12 protein-coding genes are annotated in these 16,424 nt (G+C 62.0%); 8 read left to right on the forward strand and 4 right to left on the reverse strand.

Going from position 1 to position 16,424, the window contains the following annotated elements:
* The first annotated feature begins 25 nt into the window (after positions 1-25).
* Positions 26-4,312 carry a DEAD/DEAH box helicase gene (locus tag ACYYKW_RS01240; protein WP_464989232.1) on the forward strand — a complete coding sequence of 1,429 codons (4,287 nt, stop codon included), beginning with the start codon at positions 26-28 and terminating at the stop codon, positions 4,310-4,312.
* 124 nt (positions 4,313-4,436) lie between these two features.
* On the opposite strand, the gene ACYYKW_RS01245 is transcribed toward ACYYKW_RS01240, so the two are convergent.
* Positions 4,437-6,539 carry a mechanosensitive ion channel family protein gene (locus ACYYKW_RS01245; protein WP_464989245.1) on the reverse strand — a complete coding sequence of 701 codons (2,103 nt, stop codon included), beginning with the start codon at positions 6,537-6,539 and terminating at the stop codon, positions 4,437-4,439.
* Positions 6,540-6,951: 412 nt separating this feature from the next.
* On the opposite strand from ACYYKW_RS01245, the gene ACYYKW_RS01250 reads away from it, so the two are divergent.
* From ACYYKW_RS01250 to ACYYKW_RS01265, 4 genes are read left to right on the forward strand one after another with little or no spacing between them, the layout of a single operon-like run.
* Positions 6,952-7,878 (forward strand): DUF72 domain-containing protein, encoded by a 927-nt coding sequence (locus ACYYKW_RS01250; protein WP_093097881.1) that lies wholly within the window; start codon positions 6,952-6,954, stop codon positions 7,876-7,878.
* Positions 7,875-8,672 (forward strand): endonuclease/exonuclease/phosphatase family protein, encoded by a 798-nt coding sequence (locus tag ACYYKW_RS01255; protein WP_090286739.1) that lies wholly within the window; start codon positions 7,875-7,877, stop codon positions 8,670-8,672. The genes ACYYKW_RS01250 and ACYYKW_RS01255 overlap by 4 nt, the downstream gene beginning before the upstream one ends.
* Complete coding sequence (gene clsB / locus ACYYKW_RS01260) at positions 8,669-9,943, forward strand: cardiolipin synthase ClsB (protein WP_093097878.1); 1,275 nt, start codon at positions 8,669-8,671, stop codon at positions 9,941-9,943. The genes ACYYKW_RS01255 and clsB overlap by 4 nt, the downstream gene beginning before the upstream one ends.
* Complete coding sequence (locus ACYYKW_RS01265) at positions 9,940-10,926, forward strand: lysylphosphatidylglycerol synthase domain-containing protein (RefSeq protein ID WP_090286742.1); 987 nt, start codon at positions 9,940-9,942, stop codon at positions 10,924-10,926. The genes clsB and ACYYKW_RS01265 overlap by 4 nt, the downstream gene beginning before the upstream one ends.
* A 114-nt stretch (positions 10,927-11,040) precedes the next feature.
* Here ACYYKW_RS01265 and ACYYKW_RS01270 read toward each other — a convergent pair whose 3' ends face one another.
* The 3 genes from ACYYKW_RS01270 to ACYYKW_RS01280 form a co-directional block, all read right to left on the reverse strand.
* Entirely contained in the window at positions 11,041-11,799 is a 759-nt protein-coding gene (locus tag ACYYKW_RS01270; RefSeq protein ID WP_093097875.1) for an alpha/beta hydrolase family protein, read from the reverse strand.
* Entirely contained in the window at positions 11,789-12,898 is a 1,110-nt protein-coding gene (locus ACYYKW_RS01275; protein ID WP_464989233.1) for a DUF3182 family protein, read from the reverse strand. The genes ACYYKW_RS01270 and ACYYKW_RS01275 overlap by 11 nt, the downstream gene beginning before the upstream one ends.
* Before the next feature lie 300 nt (positions 12,899-13,198).
* Positions 13,199-14,179, reverse strand: coding sequence for a GlxA family transcriptional regulator (locus ACYYKW_RS01280; protein ID WP_464989234.1), 981 nt, complete (start codon positions 14,177-14,179; stop codon positions 13,199-13,201).
* Between the two features lie 101 nt (positions 14,180-14,280).
* On the opposite strand from ACYYKW_RS01280, the gene ACYYKW_RS01285 reads away from it, so the two are divergent.
* The 3 genes from ACYYKW_RS01285 to ACYYKW_RS01295 all read left to right on the forward strand — a co-directional run bounded on the left by ACYYKW_RS01285 (position 14,281) and on the right by ACYYKW_RS01295 (position 16,366).
* A complete protein-coding gene (locus tag ACYYKW_RS01285; protein WP_464989235.1) occupies positions 14,281-14,835 on the forward strand; it encodes a cysteine hydrolase family protein in 555 nt (184 codons plus the stop codon).
* A 233-nt stretch (positions 14,836-15,068) separates the two neighbouring features.
* Positions 15,069-15,650: a YjfI family protein gene (locus ACYYKW_RS01290; RefSeq protein WP_203419683.1), complete on the forward strand. Its 582-nt coding sequence runs from the start codon at positions 15,069-15,071 to the stop codon at positions 15,648-15,650.
* 17 nt (positions 15,651-15,667) lie between these two features.
* Positions 15,668-16,366 carry a PspA/IM30 family protein gene (locus tag ACYYKW_RS01295; RefSeq protein ID WP_093097859.1) on the forward strand — a complete coding sequence of 233 codons (699 nt, stop codon included), beginning with the start codon at positions 15,668-15,670 and terminating at the stop codon, positions 16,364-16,366.
* The last annotated feature ends 58 nt before the right edge of the window (positions 16,367-16,424 follow it).

Raw genomic sequence — 16,424 nt, forward strand, 5'->3', positions numbered from 1 at the left:
CTCCCCCGCCCGCATAACTTTACCCATGAATCTCCCCCTACCCGCCGACAGCGCCCTGGCCGGTTTCCACCCTGCCGTCAGCGCCTGGTTCAGCCACACGTTCCCGGCGGTCACCGCTGCCCAGGCCCGTGCATGGCCGTTGATCCGTCAGCGCCGTTCGACGCTGATCGCCGCGCCGACCGGTTCCGGCAAAACCCTGACCGCGTTTCTCGCCGTCCTCGACGATCTGGTTCATCGCGGCCTGGAAGCCCCCCAAGGCCTGACCGATGAAACTTTGGTGGTTTACGTTTCGCCGCTCAAGGCACTGTCGAACGATATCCAGATCAACCTGCAGAATCCGCTGGCCGGCATCACCGAACAACTGCGCCAACTGGGTCTGCCCGAGCTGCAGATCACCACCGCCGTGCGCACCGGCGACACCCCGCATAAAGACCGCGCGGCCATGCGCAAGACCGCCCCGCATATTCTGGTGACCACGCCGGAATCTCTGTACGTGCTGCTCGGTTCCGAGTCGGGGCGCAAGATGCTCGGCACCACGCGCACGGTGATCATCGATGAAATCCACGCGATGGCCGCCGGCAAGCGCGGCAGTCATCTGGCCTTGAGTCTCGAACGCCTGCAAGCCTTGTGCAGCGAGCCGCTGACGCGCATCGGCCTGTCCGCCACGCAGAAACCGGTCGAAGCCGTGGCGCAGTTTCTGGTCGGCCATGAACGGTCCTGCGAAATCATCGACATTGGCCACGCCCGCCCACGGGATCTGGGCATTGAAGTACCGCCGGTGCCGTTGTCGGCGGTGATGGCCAACGACGTCTGGGAGCTGGTCTACAACCGCCTCGCCGAACTGGCCCGGGAACATCGCACCACGCTGATTTTCGTTAACACGCGGCGCCTGGCCGAACGTCTAAGTCGACACCTCAGCGAACGCCTCGGCAAGCACGCGGTTGCGGCGCACCACGGCAGCCTCGCCAAGGAGTTTCGCCTCGATGCCGAGCAGCGGCTCAAGCGCGGCGAACTGCAGGTGCTGATTGCCACCGCGTCTCTGGAACTGGGCATCGATATCGGCGAAGTCGATCTGGTCTGCCAGATCAGTTCGCCGCGCTCGATTGCCGGTTTCCTGCAACGGGTCGGCCGTTCGGGCCACCAGGTCGGCGGCACGCCGAAGGGACGGTTGTTCGCCACCACCCGTGACGATCTGATCGAATGCGCCGCCCTGCTCGATTGCGTGCGTCGTGGTGAACTCGACACTTTGCACATACCGCAAGCGCCGCTGGATGTGCTGGCGCAGCAGATCATTGCCGAGGTCAGCTGTCAGGAATGGTCGGAAGACGCCTTGCTGGCCATGTTTCGCCGCGCCGCGCCCTATCGCGATCTCGATGAAAAGCACTATCAGGCGCTGCTGAGCATGCTCGCCGAAGGCTACAACGGCCGCCAGGGCATCCGCAGCGCGTATCTGCACCGCGACGCCGTCAGCCGCACCTTGCGCGGCCGGCGCGGCGCGCAACTGACCGCGGTGACCAGCGGCGGGACGATTCCGGACAACGCCGACTACAGCGTGCTGCTCGAACCGCAGGGCCTGAACATCGGCAGCGTCAACGAAGACTTCGCCGTCGAGAGCATTGCCGGCGACGTGTTCCAGCTCGGCAATACGTCGTACCGTATCCTGCGCGTAGAGGCCGGCAAGGTACGGGTCGAGGACGCCCACGGCCAGCCGCCGACCATCCCGTTCTGGCTTGGCGAAGCCCCGGGCCGCAGCGATGAGCTGTCCGCCGCAGTGGCACGCCTGCAAGCGCAGCTCGACGAATTGCTCGGCGCCAGCCCTGGCGATCTGCAACCGGCGCTCGACTGGCTGACCCAGACCCTGGGCCTCAATCGCGCCAGCGCCGAGCAAATGGTCGAGTATCTGGCCCGCGCGCGCCAGACCCTCGGCGCCCTGCCCTCGCAGGACACGCTGCTGATGGAGCGGTTTTTCGACGAATCCGGCGGCACGCAACTGATCCTTCACACGCCGTTCGGCAGCCGCATCAACCGCGCCTGGGGCCTGGCCCTGCGCAAGCGCTTTTGCCGCACCTTCAATTTCGAATTGCAGGCCGCCGCCAGCGAAGACGCAATCGTGCTGTCGCTGTCGACCAGTCATAGCTTTGAACTCGACGAGGTCTGGCGCTACCTGCACAGCAACAGTGCCGAACACATCCTGATCCAGGCGGTGCTCGACGCGCCGCTGTTCGGCGTGCGCTGGCGCTGGAATGCCGGGGTCGCGCTGGCGCTGCCACGCTTTACCGGCGGGCGCAAAGTCGCGCCGCAGTTGCAGCGAATGAAAAGCGAAGACCTGATCGCCAGCGTGTTTCCCGAACAGATCGCCTGCCTGGAAAACCTCGCCGGCGAACGGGAAATCCCCGAGCATCCGCTGATCGAACAAACCCTCGACGACTGCCTGCACGAAGCGATGGACAGCGAAGGCTGGCTTACGCTGTTGCGACGCATGGAACGCGGCGAGGTGCGCCTGATCAGCCGCGACCTGCCGGCGCCCTCGCCGCTCGCCGCAGAAATTCTCAGCGCGCGGCCGTACACCTTTCTCGATGACGCGCCGCTGGAAGAGCGCCGCACGCAAGCGGTGATCAACCGGCGCTGGAGCGATCCGCAATCGACCGATGACCTCGGTGCGCTGGATGCCGACGCGATTGCCGCAGTACGCGAAGAGGCTTGGCCAACGGCGAATTCGGTGGATGAAATGCACGAAGCGCTGATGAGCCTGGCTTGCATTAGCGCAGCGGAAGTTGCCGCCAATGACGGCTGGCGCGAGTGGCTGCAGACCCTGGCCAGCAGCGGTCGCGCGTGTTGTCTGCAGGTCGATGCCGAGCATTCTTTGTGGCTGGCCCGCGAGCGCCTGACCTGCCTGCAAGCGCTTTATCCACAGGCCACGCCGCAGCGCGAGCTGGACGCATTGCCCGGCTTCGACGCAGCGTGGAGTTTCGATGACGCCTTGCTCGAAGTGATCCGCGCGCGCCTCGCCGGGTTCGGCCCGCTGCCGTTACTCGCCATCGCCCAACCGCTGGCGTTGCCGACTGCGCAGGTCGCTCAAGCCCTCACTCAACTGGAGCGCGAAGGTTATGTGCTGCGCGGCCAATTCACGCCGAACCTGAATGACGAGGAATGGTGCGAACGGCATCTGCTCGCGCGCATCCATCGCTACACGGTCAAGCGTCTGCGCCGGGAAATCGAACCGGTGGCGTTGCAGGATTTCATGCGCTTCCTGTTCGACTGGCAACACCTGTCGGCCTCGACGCGCGGTCAGGGCAGCGCTGTGTTGCCGGCCATTGTCGGCCAGTTCGAAGGCTACGCGGCGGCGGCTTCGGCGTGGGACAGCGACATCCTGCCGGCGCGGCTCAAGGACTATTCGCCGAGCTGGCTGGATGATCTGTGCCGCAACGGCAAAATGGTGTGGACGCGCCTCAGCGCTCGGCAAAAGGTCAGCGGCACGGCGTTGCGCAGCACACCGATTGTGTTGCTGCCGCGCGCTCAGGTCGGCTTGTGGAGTGCGCTGGCCGAACAGACGCCGGCAGACGAACTGTCGCCGAAAACCCGCAAGGTCTTCGACGCCTTGAGCCAGCACGGCGCGTTGTTTTTCGATGAGCTGATTCACGAAGCGCACCTGCTGCGCAGCGAACTGGAGATCGCCTTGCAGGAACTGGTCGGCGCCGGGTTGGTAAACGCCGACAGCTTCGCCGGCCTGCGCGCACTGATCACGCCGCCGAGCAAGCGCCAGCAGCGCAGCAGTCGGCGCGGGCGCGGCGCGTTTGTCGGTGGCATGGACGATGCCGGACGCTGGGCCTTGTTGCGGCGCGGTACGGCAGTGGATAACAGCCAAACGCTGGAGCATGTCGCCATGACGTTGCTGCGCCGCTACGGCGTGGTGTTCTGGCGCTTGCTTGAACGTGAGGCGGACTGGTTGCCGAGCTGGCGCGAGCTATTGCGCACGTTCCATCGACTCGAAGCGCGTGGCGAGATTCGTGGCGGACGCTTTGTCAGTGGTCTGGCGGGCGAGCAGTTTGCCCTGCCCGAGGCAATTCCCTTGTTGCGCGAAGTACGCCGGCGCCCGCACGACGGCAGTCTGGTGATGGTCTGCGGCGTCGACCCGTTGAACCTCGCCGGGACCTTGTTGCCGGGGGTGAAAGTGCCGGCGCTGGCGAGTAACCGGCTGGTGTATCTCGATGGGGTTCCGGCGGCGGCAATGATTGCCGGCAAGCAGCAGATCTGGTCGGAGCTGGATCAGATGGCGGCGGAACAGGTGCACAGCAAGCTGATCCGGCATTGAAGGCGTCTGTTCTGGCCTCATCGCGGGCAAGCCCGCTCCCACAGGGTTCTGCGGTGTACACAAAACCAATGTGGGGAGCGGGCTTGCCCGCGATGAGGCCGGGACATGCAACGCATCATTCAGATCAGGTCCGCGATTCCTGCGGCACCTCCGCCCCGGCAATCTCCTCCACCGGCTGACGTTTGGGCAACACCACCTGCTGTGGATAAGTCTGCGCGAAATGCACATTCGCGGTGTTATCCACAAGCTTCTTCAAACGCTGGTTGAACGCCCGGCTCACCGCATATTGTCCGCCCGACACCGTGCGGAATTGCGCGGTCAGCACCACACCGTTGAGGTCCATCCTGTCGACCCCGAACACATCCAGTGGCCCCTGCAGGTTGTACTTGAGAAACGGATCTTCACGGATCGAATCGCCGGTCTCGCGGATCAGCTCGATGGCCCTGTCCACATCGGTGTCATAGGTGAACTGCACCGAGAAAAATGCGAAGGCGAACTGCCGCGACTGGTTGGTGACCGCTTTGATCTGGCCGAACGGCACCGAGTGCACGAAGCCCTTGCCGTCGCGCAGACGCAGGGTGCGGATGGTCAGCCCTTCGACCGTACCGGCATGCCCGGAATCGAGCACCACCCAGTCGCCAATCGACAGGGTGTCTTCGATGATGATGAACAGCCCGGTGATCACGTCTTGAACCAATTGCTGCGAGCCGAAACCGATCGCCAGACCGACCACCCCGGCACCCGCCAGCAATGGCGCAACGTTGATCCCCAGATTGGCCATGGTGGTAATCGCGCAGATCACCACCAGGATGATTTTGATCGCGTTGCGCAGCAGCGGCAGGATGGTTTTCACCCGCGTGCTCGGCTGGCGCGCTGCGCGTTTGCTCAGCGGTGGTTTCAGCGCTTCCTGAATCGCCGTGTCCAGCACCACCCACAGCAGCCACGTCACCAGAAAGATCAGACCGATGCTGCTCAACGCCTCGCTGATCGCCCGGCCCACCGCGCTGCTCTGGGCAAAATCAAGCAGCGACACGCCCCAGATCCGCCCAAGAATATCGAGGAAGGCAATCGCGATGACGATCCGCAACAACGCATGCAACAGGCTGAGAAAACGCTCCTTGTAGGCGCTGCTACGCTGGATCGCTTCGGCCTTGCGCGACTTGAACAGGTGCTGCAGCACGGTACTGAGAAACACCGTGCCGATCAGCAAGACCGTGGTGAACAAGGCACAGCGCAGGGCTTTCTGGTTGTCCTCGCCGATGCCGATCAGGCTCACCGCCGAGACCAGCACCATCAGCACGATCGGCCAATACCACAGCCCGGAAAAAATCCGCAGCGACTCTTGCAGCGACGGCTGTTTCAGGCGCTGGCTCAGCGAGCGGTTACGGATCAGATGCGCCACCGGACGACGCAGGCGGATCACCAGCAAGCCGAAGATGATCGAGGCGATCAGGCCAGTGAACACGGCGATGCTGCTGGTGATGTTGCCGCCCAGTTGCCGAGCGATCTGCGGACTGGTCAAGGCATCGCTGAGCGCGGCGAGAAAGCCGATCAAGAACAGCGGTCGCGGGCAGTATTGGCGGATGATTCGCGCGGCGGTACGTTTGTGCCCGACATTGAACACCACGACCACGCACAGCAGCATCGAGGTGGAAAAGATGCCACTGCTGGTCGCGTAAGCCAGACACAGCGCCAAGGCGCGGCCAACCGAGGCTTGCAGAAAATGACTCACATAAAGGGTCAGTGGCAGGCAGATCAACGCTGGCACGGTATACGGCAGCAGATAACCGAGCAGATCCTGACCACGCTGGCGCGTGCGCAGCCAGCGGCCTTCGCGCAGGCGTTTGGCCAACAGGCTGCCGAGTACGGTCAGCACGGCAAAGCTGCCCAGCCAGGCGCCGGACAAGGTGAGGAAGTCGCCGGCGACACTCCAGCCCGAGCGATTCGAGGGTTGCTTGACCAGTTTGTCGACTTCGTCGGCGGCGCGGTCGGCGCGCAGGCGCCAGGCGTCGACCAGATCTTCGTTGAGGTCGAGTTTTTCCTGCACGTCATCGATGCTGGTACTGATCGCACCGAGCAGCCCGCCCTGCACCAGCGGCTCGGGTTCGGCGGCTTTTTCGCTGGTTTCGGCGCTGGCCGGAACGCCCGGTAACGCAGCAGCCTCGACTTCACTGGCGCCGATAAACAGCAGCGCGCCCAGCACAATGGCGATCCTGAACCTGGTCAACACGCGTGACTCCTGTGGATGAACCTGTAAGGAACTGATCGGTAATTGCGCGGCAAGTTCAAGAGCCCCCCTCATCGGAACGCCGCCCGCCCAGCCCTCTCCCCCAGAAGAGGGAGCCGACCGCGTTCAATGTTGGAGCCGCAACGACCTGACAGATCTGCACCGAACTCCATATCGAATCCCCGCAGTTCTGTAGCCTGCGTCGAGCACAATTTTTGACGAGCACGCAGATCTGCTCCCTTCCCCCTCGCCCCCCTTGGGGGAGAGGGCTGGGGTGAGGGGGCAAGCTTTTGATCTTCGCTTCTGAACAATCCCCCACGCCGACCGCCCGTAACACCGCCGAAACTTTCCCGCCCCCGCCGCAGTCATCACAAAACACCGGCAACACGAGGACTTTCTACGGGAGGATGGGATGGCGGCGATTCACATCGGTATTTCAGGCTGGCGCTACACCCCGTGGCGCGGGGATTTCTACCCGAAGGGGCTGGCGCAGAAGCGCGAATTGCAATTCGCCTCGCGCGCCGTCAACAGCATCGAAATCAATGGATCGTTCTACGCCCTGCAAAGGCCGGAACGCTACGCCCAGTGGTACGCCGAGACCCCGGACGACTTCGTGTTCAGCGTCAAGGCGCCACGCTTCATCACTCATGTGCGGCGCTTGCGCGAAATCGAAAAACCGCTGGCGAATTTCTTTGCTTCTGGCGTGCTGGAACTCAAGGAAAAGCTCGGGCCGATCCTCTGGCAGTTCCCGCCCAACTTCAAGTTCGAGCCTGAGCGCTTCGAAAATTTCCTCGCCCAATTGCCTCGCGATACCGAAGCCGCCGCCGCACTCGCCCGTCAGCACGATGAGCACCTGCGTGGCCCGGTCAGCGTCAAAGCCTGGCGTAAAAAGCCCCTGCGCCATGCGGTGGAAATCCGCAACGACAGCTTTATCGATCCCGAATTCGTACGCTTGCTCAAGCGCCACAACACCGCACTGGTGATAGCCGACACCGCCAATAAATGGCCGTACCGCGAAGACGTCACCAGTGACTTTGTCTACCTGCGTCTGCACGGTGCCGAAGAGCTCTACGCCAGCGGCTACAGCGCCGAGGCCCTGGAGCGCTGGGCCGAGCGCATCGACGCCTGGCATCACGGCGGGCAACCGCAGGATGCGCAGCTGATCGCCCCGCGCCTGAAACCGCGCGCGCGCAAATCCCGCGAAGTGTTCTGCTATTTCGACAACGACATCAAGGTCCGCGCGCCCTACGACGCGCGTAACCTGCTGCAGCGTTTCGATCTCGACAAGGACCTCGCCACCGCCCCTGGCGAACCCGCTGGCGAAGGAGTGTTGGCATGAGCATTCCAGAACCGGTCGGCTTCACCGATGAAGGCTCGGTAAGCGCGCCGTCGGTACGTACCTTCACCGTGCTGACGGTCAACACTCACAAGGGTTTCACTGCGCTCAACCGGCGTTTCATCCTCCCGGAGTTGCGCGAGGCGGTGCGTAGTGTCGCCGCCGATGTGGTGTTTTTGCAGGAAGTCCACGGCACCCACGAACATCACCACAAGCGCTTCGACAACTGGCCGACGATGCCGCAGTACGAATTTCTTGCCGACAGCCTCTGGCCACAGTTTGCCTATGGGCGCAATGCGGTGTACCCGGATGGCGACCACGGCAATGCGCTGCTGTCGAAATTCCAGATCATCCGTCACGACAACCTCGATGTGTCGATCAGCGGCCACGAGAACCGCGGCCTGTTGCATTGCGTGCTGCGCTTGCCCGGCGACGGTGCCGAGGTGCATGCGATCTGCGTGCACCTCGGTTTGCGCGAGAGCCATCGCAACGCGCAACTGGATCTGCTGATGCAGCGCCTGGCCGAGTTGCCGCAGGACGCGCCGGTGATCGTCGCCGGCGATTTCAATGACTGGCGCCAGCGTGCCGATGCGCAGCTCAAGCCGTGCGGCTTGCGCGAAGTGTTCGCCGAACATCAGGGCAAACCGGCACGCAGCTTTCCGGCGCGCCTGCCGGCCCTGCGCCTGGACCGCATCTATGTGCGCAACCTCAAGGCCAGCCAGCCGAAAGTTCTGGCGAACCGGCCCTGGTCACACCTTTCCGATCATGTCCCGTTATCGGTGGAGATCCAATTATGAGCAGCTCGCCACTGGAGAAATCCGCCGTGGAGCCGATGACCATCACCCCGCCGGTCCGCGAGCCCGGCCACGTTGACGTGCAGTACCGCTGGCACGGCGGCAACCGCATCGAACTGCTGGAAAACGGCGAGGAATATTTCCCGCGGGTGTTTGCGGCAATGCGTGCGGCGAAAAGTGAAATTCTCCTCGAGACGTTTATCGTCTTTGAAGACAAGGTCGGCGCCGAACTTCAAGAAATTCTCATCGACGCCGCCCGGCGTGGCGTGCGCACCACGGTGAGCCTTGACGGCTTTGGCTGTGGCGAGCTGAGCACCAGCTACCTCACGGCACTCAGCGACGCCGGCGTGCATTTGCAGATCTTCGACCCCGCCCCCAAGCACTTGGGCATTCGCACCAACTGGTTCCGCCGTCTGCACCGAAAGATCGTGGTGGTCGACGGCACGATCGCGTTCATCGGCGGGATCAATTTCTCCGGCGATCACCTGGCCGATTTCGGCCCCGAAGCCAAGCAGGATTACTCGGTGGAAATCCAGGGCCCGGCGGTGGCTGATATTCACCACTTCGCCTTGCTGCAGAGCGGTCGTCCGGGACGGGCAAAATTCTGGTGGCAACGCCGGCGCCAACGGCGTGCCGAAATGGCTTTCAACGACCACGACGGCCAGGTGCGTCTGGTGTTTCGCGATAACGACCAGCACCACACCGACATCGAAGATGTTTATTTGCAGGCGCTGCGCCACGCCAAACACCGGGTGGTGATCGCCAATGCCTATTTCTTCCCTGGCTATCGCTTGCTGCGCGAGATCCGTAATGCCGCACGCCGAGGCGTAGAGGTACGGCTGATTCTGCAAGGTCAGCCGGACATGCTGGTGGCCAAGATCGCCGCGCGCATGACCTACGATTATCTGCTCAAGGCCGGCGTGCAGATTCACGAATATTGCCAGCGTCCGCTGCACGGCAAAGTCGCATTGATGGACGAAGAATGGAGCACCGTCGGTTCGAGCAATCTCGATCCGCTGAGCCTGTCGCTGAACCTTGAAGCCAATGTGCTGATCCGCGATCGCGCATTCAATCAACATCTGTACGAACGCCTCGAAGACCTCAGCCGCAACCACTGCAAAGCCATGGACCCGGCGAAGTTGCCGCGCGGGCGCATCTGGCACATGACTGTGGGTTTCCTGGTGTTCCACTTCCTGCGGCATTTTCCGGCCATGGCCGGCTGGCTGCCGGCACATAAACCAAGGCTCAAGCCATTTCGAGGGAACCTGACATGAGCCATACCGAAACGCATTCGGCCGAGCAGTCGGCACCGGCGCAACATTCGAAATGGAGCCGCTGGAAGCGCCCGCTGACGCTGCTGTTCTTTCTCGCCCTGATCGTCTTGCTGACCATGTTCGCCATGCGCATCGAATGGGCCGAGGTCCTGCAAACGCTCGCCGACTTCAAGGTGCGTACGCTGATCATCGCTGCCAGCCTGACGCTGCTGAGCTTTCTGGTGTACGCCAGTTTCGACCTGATCGGCCGCACTTACATTCGTCAGGATCTGACCTGGAAACAGATCCTGCCGGTGGGAATCATCAGCTACGCATTCAACCTCAATCTCAGCGCCTGGGTCGGCGGGATCGCCATGCGCTATCGCCTGTATTCACGACTGGGAGTGAGCAAAAGCAACATCGCCAAGATTCTCGGCCTGAGCCTGGCGACTAACTGGTTCGGCTACATGACCATCGCTGGCGTGGTGTTCACCAGTGGTTTGGTGAGCATGCCGCCGGGCTGGAAAATCAGCAGCACCGCGTTGCAGGGCATCGGCGTTTTGCTGTTGCTGGTGAGCGCGGGTTACCTGGCCGCGTGCCGCTTTTCCAAACGCCGTGAATGGTCGATTCGCAACGTCGAAATCAACCTGCCGTCGCTGCGCATGGCGGTGCTGCAACTACTGCTCGGCGCGTTGAACTGGTCGCTGATGGCGGCGGTGATTTTCACCCTGTTGCCAAGCAAACTCGATTATCCGTTGGTGCTAGGCGTGCTACTGATCAGTGCGATTGCCGGGGTCATCACGCATATCCCGGCCGGGCTTGGCGTGCTCGAGGCGGTGTTTGTGGCGCTGCTGCAACATGAGGTATCGCGCGGCAGTCTGGTGGCGGGATTGCTGGCGTATCGGGCGATTTACTTTCTGTTGCCGCTGCTGATCACGCTGGTGATGTATCTGGTTGTGGAAGCGAAGGCCAAGGCGTTGCGGATCGAGAAGAAGCCTTCCTGAAAGTTATGTTGGATGGGATACCGCTATCGCGAGCAGGCTCACTCCTACAGTTTGGAATGCGTTCCCTTGTAGGAGTGAGCCTGCTCGCGATGGCGTCCTGCAAAACGACGCAGATCATCTGGACTGGATAATGCTCAACCGCTCCCCGACCACCATCTCGGTTATCCAGTCCACCAGAATCGAGGTATACGCCTGCTGCGACACCGGATCGCTCAGCGCATGATCGGCACCATCAATGATCCGGTGCGTCAATGAATGGGTCTGCTGGCACGCCGCGCGATAACTCATGATCGTCGCGTGGGGGACGAAGTCATCGGTTTCGGATTCCACCAGCAACACGTCCCCGGTGAATTGCGAACAGGCATGCAAGGCGCGGTTGCTGTCAGCGCGCACCAGCGTGCCGCGATAGTCACGCAGATCCGCCTTGTCCAGATCGCGCTTGGGCGTGTGCCACTGCTCGTCGCGGTACAGCGCTGGCACCCGCAGCGCCAGCCAGCGCACCGGGCGCAATGACGTGAGGATCGAGGCCAGATAGCCGCCATAACTGGTACCGACCACGGCGATCGCCGAAGTATCGAGCGCCGGATGCGCCAGCAAGCGATCGTAGGCGGCGAGCAAGTCGCGCAGATTGTCCTCACGGGTCACCCGGCTCAGCGGAATACCGGTACCGCCGGTGTGCCCGCGTAAATCGAAGGTGAGGCACACGCAACCCAGACCGGCGATGCCCTTGGCTCGTTCAAGATCACGCTCCTGACTGCCGCCCCATCCGTGCACGAACAGCACGCCGGGGACTTTCGATTTCGGGCTGAGAAAAGTCCCGCTCATCTGTTCATCATCAATGTCGATTTGAATGCTTTCGCTTCTAGCCGTCATAGGATTTGACCGTTACATATTTGAGAAGAAAGTCGCTGCTTTCGGCGGGGCCGCGATAGATCTCGATGGCGTCCACCGGCAGCGCCTGATCGATGTAGGTTTCCACCGAAGACACGCGAATCGCGCGCATCCCCGGATCGTTGACGAAACTCTGCAGCGCCGCGACTTCGGCACTGCTTGCCCCGCCCATGCGCCAGGATTGTTCGAGCACACCGCTGCGCGGGTTGCCGCTGCTGTCGAGGCCTTGGGCAATGTCGTAATTACGTCGCGAGGCGAAGAAGCGCGGGTAGGCTTCATCCGCAGCGCTGTCGAACACTTGGGCCTGTTCGATGGCCAGACGTACGTCGTCGGGCAGATCCAGCGCCAGCAAAGCTTCGTAACCACCCTGCACCACCAGCAGATTGGAACCGCCGTAGACCTCCTCGCCCTGGCCATCCTCGGTCAGGTATTGATCGCCGCAGTAACTCAGCACCTTGCCGCCGATGAATGACTGGCCAACGCTGTGGGTCACCACTTTGCTCAAGTCCTGCTCGAGCACCACGCCCTCGCTGAACAGCTTTTCCGCATCGGGCCGGGCGAGGATTTCATCGAAGGCGTCGAGGCTTTTGATGACTTCCTGGCCGCGACCGGCGCAGGCATGAATCGGCTTGATGCGGATCGGCCCGGCATACAGCAGATGTTCCGCGGCTGGCCGTGCATCTTCCAGGGCGAAAACGCTGAGCCCATCGAGCACAACGTTGCGCACCCGTTCGGAAAACAGCGGCGACCAGCCCGACGGCGCGCTGGCCAAGTGGCTGCGCAAACCGTGGCTGATGGCTTTGGTGCAGATGAAATCATGTTCGACGAAGCCGCCCCAAAGATCGTCCGGGCCGCTGATGCCCAGTTCCTCGGCGTGGGCGGTGCCGACGATGGTTTGCGTCGGTAATAGATACAGGTCGCGGCCGCGGTGTTTCTCCGCATCGTAACTGCCGCCGAACTTGCACCCGAGAATCTGCGCCAGCCAGCGCGCCAGGGCTTTGTTGGTCTGTACTTCATGTTGCGGCGCGTCGGGACGCACCGAGTGAGCGACAACGATTTTCTTGCGCGGTGTCGGGGTCATGCGTTCCCCTTTTGCTGGTTCAATGGTTTCCCGTTGAGAGGTGCAGAGATCAGGCCAATCGCTGCACGCGGCAAAGCTTTTGAAAATCAATCAGTTAACGAGAAAGTGCTGGCACCACGCCTGTTTCAAACTGCACGACGGCGTAGAAAATTCCAGCAAATTGCACGATTTAATGGCTTTCACAAAACAACTGTGGGAGCTGGCTTGCCAGCGATTTCGGTAGGTCGGTCGCCAATGGGCTTAGCTGAAAGACCGAATCGCGGGCAAGCCCGCTCCCACAGGTATTTCAGGCGCTGCTGACTAACGGGACAGACCAAACCGCCCCCGATAATCGCTCGGCGTCAGCCCGGTAATCTTCTTGAAAATCGCACGAAACGCGCCGGGATCCTGATAGCCCACCGTCCACGCGATGTGATCGATCGTGCCATTGCTGAACTCCAACATCTCCCGCGCCTTGCCCACCCGTAAATGTTGGCAATACTCAGTCGGCTTCAACCCGGTCGCGGCACGAAACCGGCGCAGAAACGTGCGTTCCTCCAACACTGCGCGTTCAGCCATTGCGCTCACTGAAACGTCAGTCGCGCCGGTGCTCTGCAGCCAGTGCTGGACCTTGAGAATCGCCGCGTCGCCATGGCTGAGAATCGGCGCGAAATTGCTGCCACAGGCGCTGGCACTCTCGCTGTGTTCCATCACCAGAAAATGCGCGGTGCGGGTGGCGATGCTCGGCCCGAGCAAGCGGTTGACCAGGCGCAGGCCCAGTTCCGACCAGGCCATCAGCCCGGCGGTGGTGATCAGGTCACCATCGTCGACAATCGGCGTGTCGGCCTTGAGCTGGATTTTCGGGTGGCGTTCGCTGAAGCCCTGCGCCGCGGTCCAGTGCACCGTGGCGCTGCGGCCATCGAGCAAGCCGCTTTCGGCGAGCATCAGCGAACCCACGCAGACCCCGCCCAGCGTTGCCCCGCTTGCGTGTTGATCACGTAGCCATTGCATCAGCCGAGTCGGCATGTGCGCCGCCGAAAAGCCACTGATCGACGGCGGAATCAGCACGGCCTGCAAACTGGATTCATCGCCCGCAAGACTGGCGTAAATCCGCACCGGCGGCTGATCGCCTTCGACCTGCCAGTGGCTGACCCGCAGCAATGGCAATTGGGTAGCCTGCTGCTCGGCAGCAATCCGGTTCGCCACTGCAAACAGGTCAGTCAGCCCATGCACGGCCGCCATCTGCGCGCCGGGATAAATCAGCACACCGAGTTCAGCGATGGCGGCGTTTTCTGCGCCCATTGTCAGTTTTCCCCTGCCTATTGTCGGTGCGGCCAATCCTCGAATCGCTTATCAGCGCCAATACTGGAGTCACTTCCAGCCAGCACATCGAGGACACACCCATGACCAAGCAAGCGCTCATCGTAGTCGATATCCAGAATGACTACTTCCCTCAAGGCAAGTGGCCGTTGGCCGGTGCCGACGCCGCTGCCGACAATGCCGCCCGACTGATCGGAGCCTTCCGCGAGGCGGGCGATTCGGTGGTGCACATTCGCCACGAATTCACGTCGGCTGACGCGCCGTTTTTCACCCCAGGTTCAGACGGCGCCAAACTGCATCCGAAAGTGCTCAACCGTGCCGACGAACCGGTGGTGCTCAAGCACTTCGTCAACTCGTTCCGCGAAACCGATCTGAAAGCGGTCCTCGACGACAAAGGCGTTACCGACCTGGTCGTGGTCGGCAGCATGAGCCACATGTGCGTCGATGGCATCACTCGCGCAGCGGCAGACATGGGTTACAGCGTCACAGTCGTTCACGATGCCTGCGCCAGCCGTGAACTGGAATTCAACGGCCTGACCGTGCCGGCCGCGCATGTGCACGCCGCGTTCATGTCGGCGCTGGGTTTCGCTTACGCCAGCGTGGTGTCGACTGACGAATTCCTGCGCAGCAACGCCTAGCAACAACTGGTGCAATGCCCACTGGCCCGCCGCGTTGCGGGCCTTTTTGCACCTGTCATGAAAATCTCACGCGTGAGTCATTGATGGCACTTTGAATTGATTGTAGTGTGGCCCACGCGTGAGACATTCATAACCGGATTCAAGCCATGACAAGCCGCTCGAAGGCGCACGCCGCAGCAAGCCCGAAAGGCGAGCGCGCCAAAACCTCCGCAAAGAAACCGTCGAGCTTTTATATGAAGCAGATGCGCGCGGGTCTGGCGGCCGCCGGTTATGTGAAACACGAAACTTGGGTGCTTCCCGAAAACCGAAGCTTGCTCAAGCAAATGGAGCAACAGCTACGCCAACCGATTCTGGCTGGCTCATTCATGTCGGAGAATTACATGAGCGCAGGCAACAACTGGACCATCGATAGCCTCTTCAACGCCCTCAAGGCCCTGGACGAGGTGGCTTCGCAAGAAATCACGCTGTCGCTGATCCAGAGCTCCGAGCCGAGCATCAAGCTGGAAATGAACGAATTCGGCGGTCTGCCGATTCACATCGCCCTGGCTGGCCAGCAGATCATCGTCGACACCGTGTTGGTGGATGTCGATTCGATCAGCAATGTCCAAGCCTTCAACGACGCCGTGCTGCGCAGCCGGGAAATGTTCCCGCTGTCGTCGATCGGCATCGAGTCGATGCCCAACGGGCAGACCGTTTACAACATGTTTGGCGCCCTCAGCGCCGACTCGAGCCTGACCAACATCGTCACCGAGGTGAAAACCCTGGTCGACAACGTGCAGCGCGCCAGCGAAGCCTTCGAACACTTCTTCAAGTAATCAACAGGGAATATCCAATGACTCAGTCCATCTGGAGCAAGTTGTTCACCGCACTGCGCGGCGGCGCCAATGAAGTCGGCGAAGCCATCGCCGACCAGCAGGCCCTGCGCATCCTCGATCAGGAAATCCGCGACGCCGACACCGCGCTGTCCAACGCCCGTCGCGAACTGGTCACCATCATGGCCAAGCACAAACTGGCCGCCGACCGCGTCAGCGAGTACGACGCCAAGATCAAGGACCTCGAAGCCAAGGCCGTCTCGGCGCTGAACGCCGGTCGTGAAGACCTGGCGCTGGAAGTCGCTGAAGCGATCTCGACCCTGACCAACGACCTGAGCGCCGAGAAGAAGCTCAGCGATGAATTCGGCGCCTACGCCGACAACATGCGCAAGGACATCAGCAAGGCCGAGTCGCGGATCAAGAGCCTGCGCCAGCAAGTGGACATGGCCAAGGCCCGGGACAGCGTGCAAAAAGCTCAAGTCAGCGCTTCCATCGCCAGCGGTGGCGCCAACGGCAAGCTGGAAACCGCCGTCGGCACCCTGAACCGTCTGCAAGCCAAGCAGCAGCAACGCGCCGCTGAACTGAGCGCTGCCGACGAACTGGCCGACGCTTCGACCGGCAACGATCTGGAACGCAAACTGCGCGACGCCGGCATCACGCCGAACGAAGGCAGCGCCAATGCGATTCTTGAGCGCCTGAAGCAGAAATCCGCTCAATAACACCCGCGCAAAACCCTTGCAGGAGTGAGCCTGCTCGCGATGAGGCCGGTACATTCAA

The sequence above is a fragment of the Pseudomonas sp. 15C genome, from assembly GCF_055484735.1.

Bases quoted from the DNA above. Each gene is read 5' to 3' on its own strand.
- ACYYKW_RS01265 (WP_090286742.1), top strand. From the start codon at position 9,940: ATGAGCCATACCGAAACGCATTCGGCCGAGCAGTCGGCACCGGCGCAA.
- clsB (WP_093097878.1), top strand. From the start codon at position 8,669: ATGAGCAGCTCGCCACTGGAGAAATCCGCCGTGGAGCCGATGACCATC.
- ACYYKW_RS01290 (WP_203419683.1), top strand. From the start codon at position 15,069: ATGAAGCAGATGCGCGCGGGTCTGGCGGCCGCCGGTTATGTGAAACAC.
- ACYYKW_RS01285 (WP_464989235.1), top strand. From the start codon at position 14,281: ATGACCAAGCAAGCGCTCATCGTAGTCGATATCCAGAATGACTACTTC.
- ACYYKW_RS01250 (WP_093097881.1), top strand. From the start codon at position 6,952: ATGGCGGCGATTCACATCGGTATTTCAGGCTGGCGCTACACCCCGTGG.
- ACYYKW_RS01240 (WP_464989232.1), top strand. From the start codon at position 26: ATGAATCTCCCCCTACCCGCCGACAGCGCCCTGGCCGGTTTCCACCCT.
- ACYYKW_RS01295 (WP_093097859.1), top strand. From the start codon at position 15,668: ATGACTCAGTCCATCTGGAGCAAGTTGTTCACCGCACTGCGCGGCGGC.
- ACYYKW_RS01270 (WP_093097875.1), bottom strand. From the start codon at position 11,799: ATGACGGCTAGAAGCGAAAGCATTCAAATCGACATTGATGATGAACAG.
- ACYYKW_RS01280 (WP_464989234.1), bottom strand. From the start codon at position 14,179: ATGGGCGCAGAAAACGCCGCCATCGCTGAACTCGGTGTGCTGATTTAT.
- ACYYKW_RS01255 (WP_090286739.1), top strand. From the start codon at position 7,875: ATGAGCATTCCAGAACCGGTCGGCTTCACCGATGAAGGCTCGGTAAGC.
- ACYYKW_RS01275 (WP_464989233.1), bottom strand. From the start codon at position 12,898: ATGACCCCGACACCGCGCAAGAAAATCGTTGTCGCTCACTCGGTGCGT.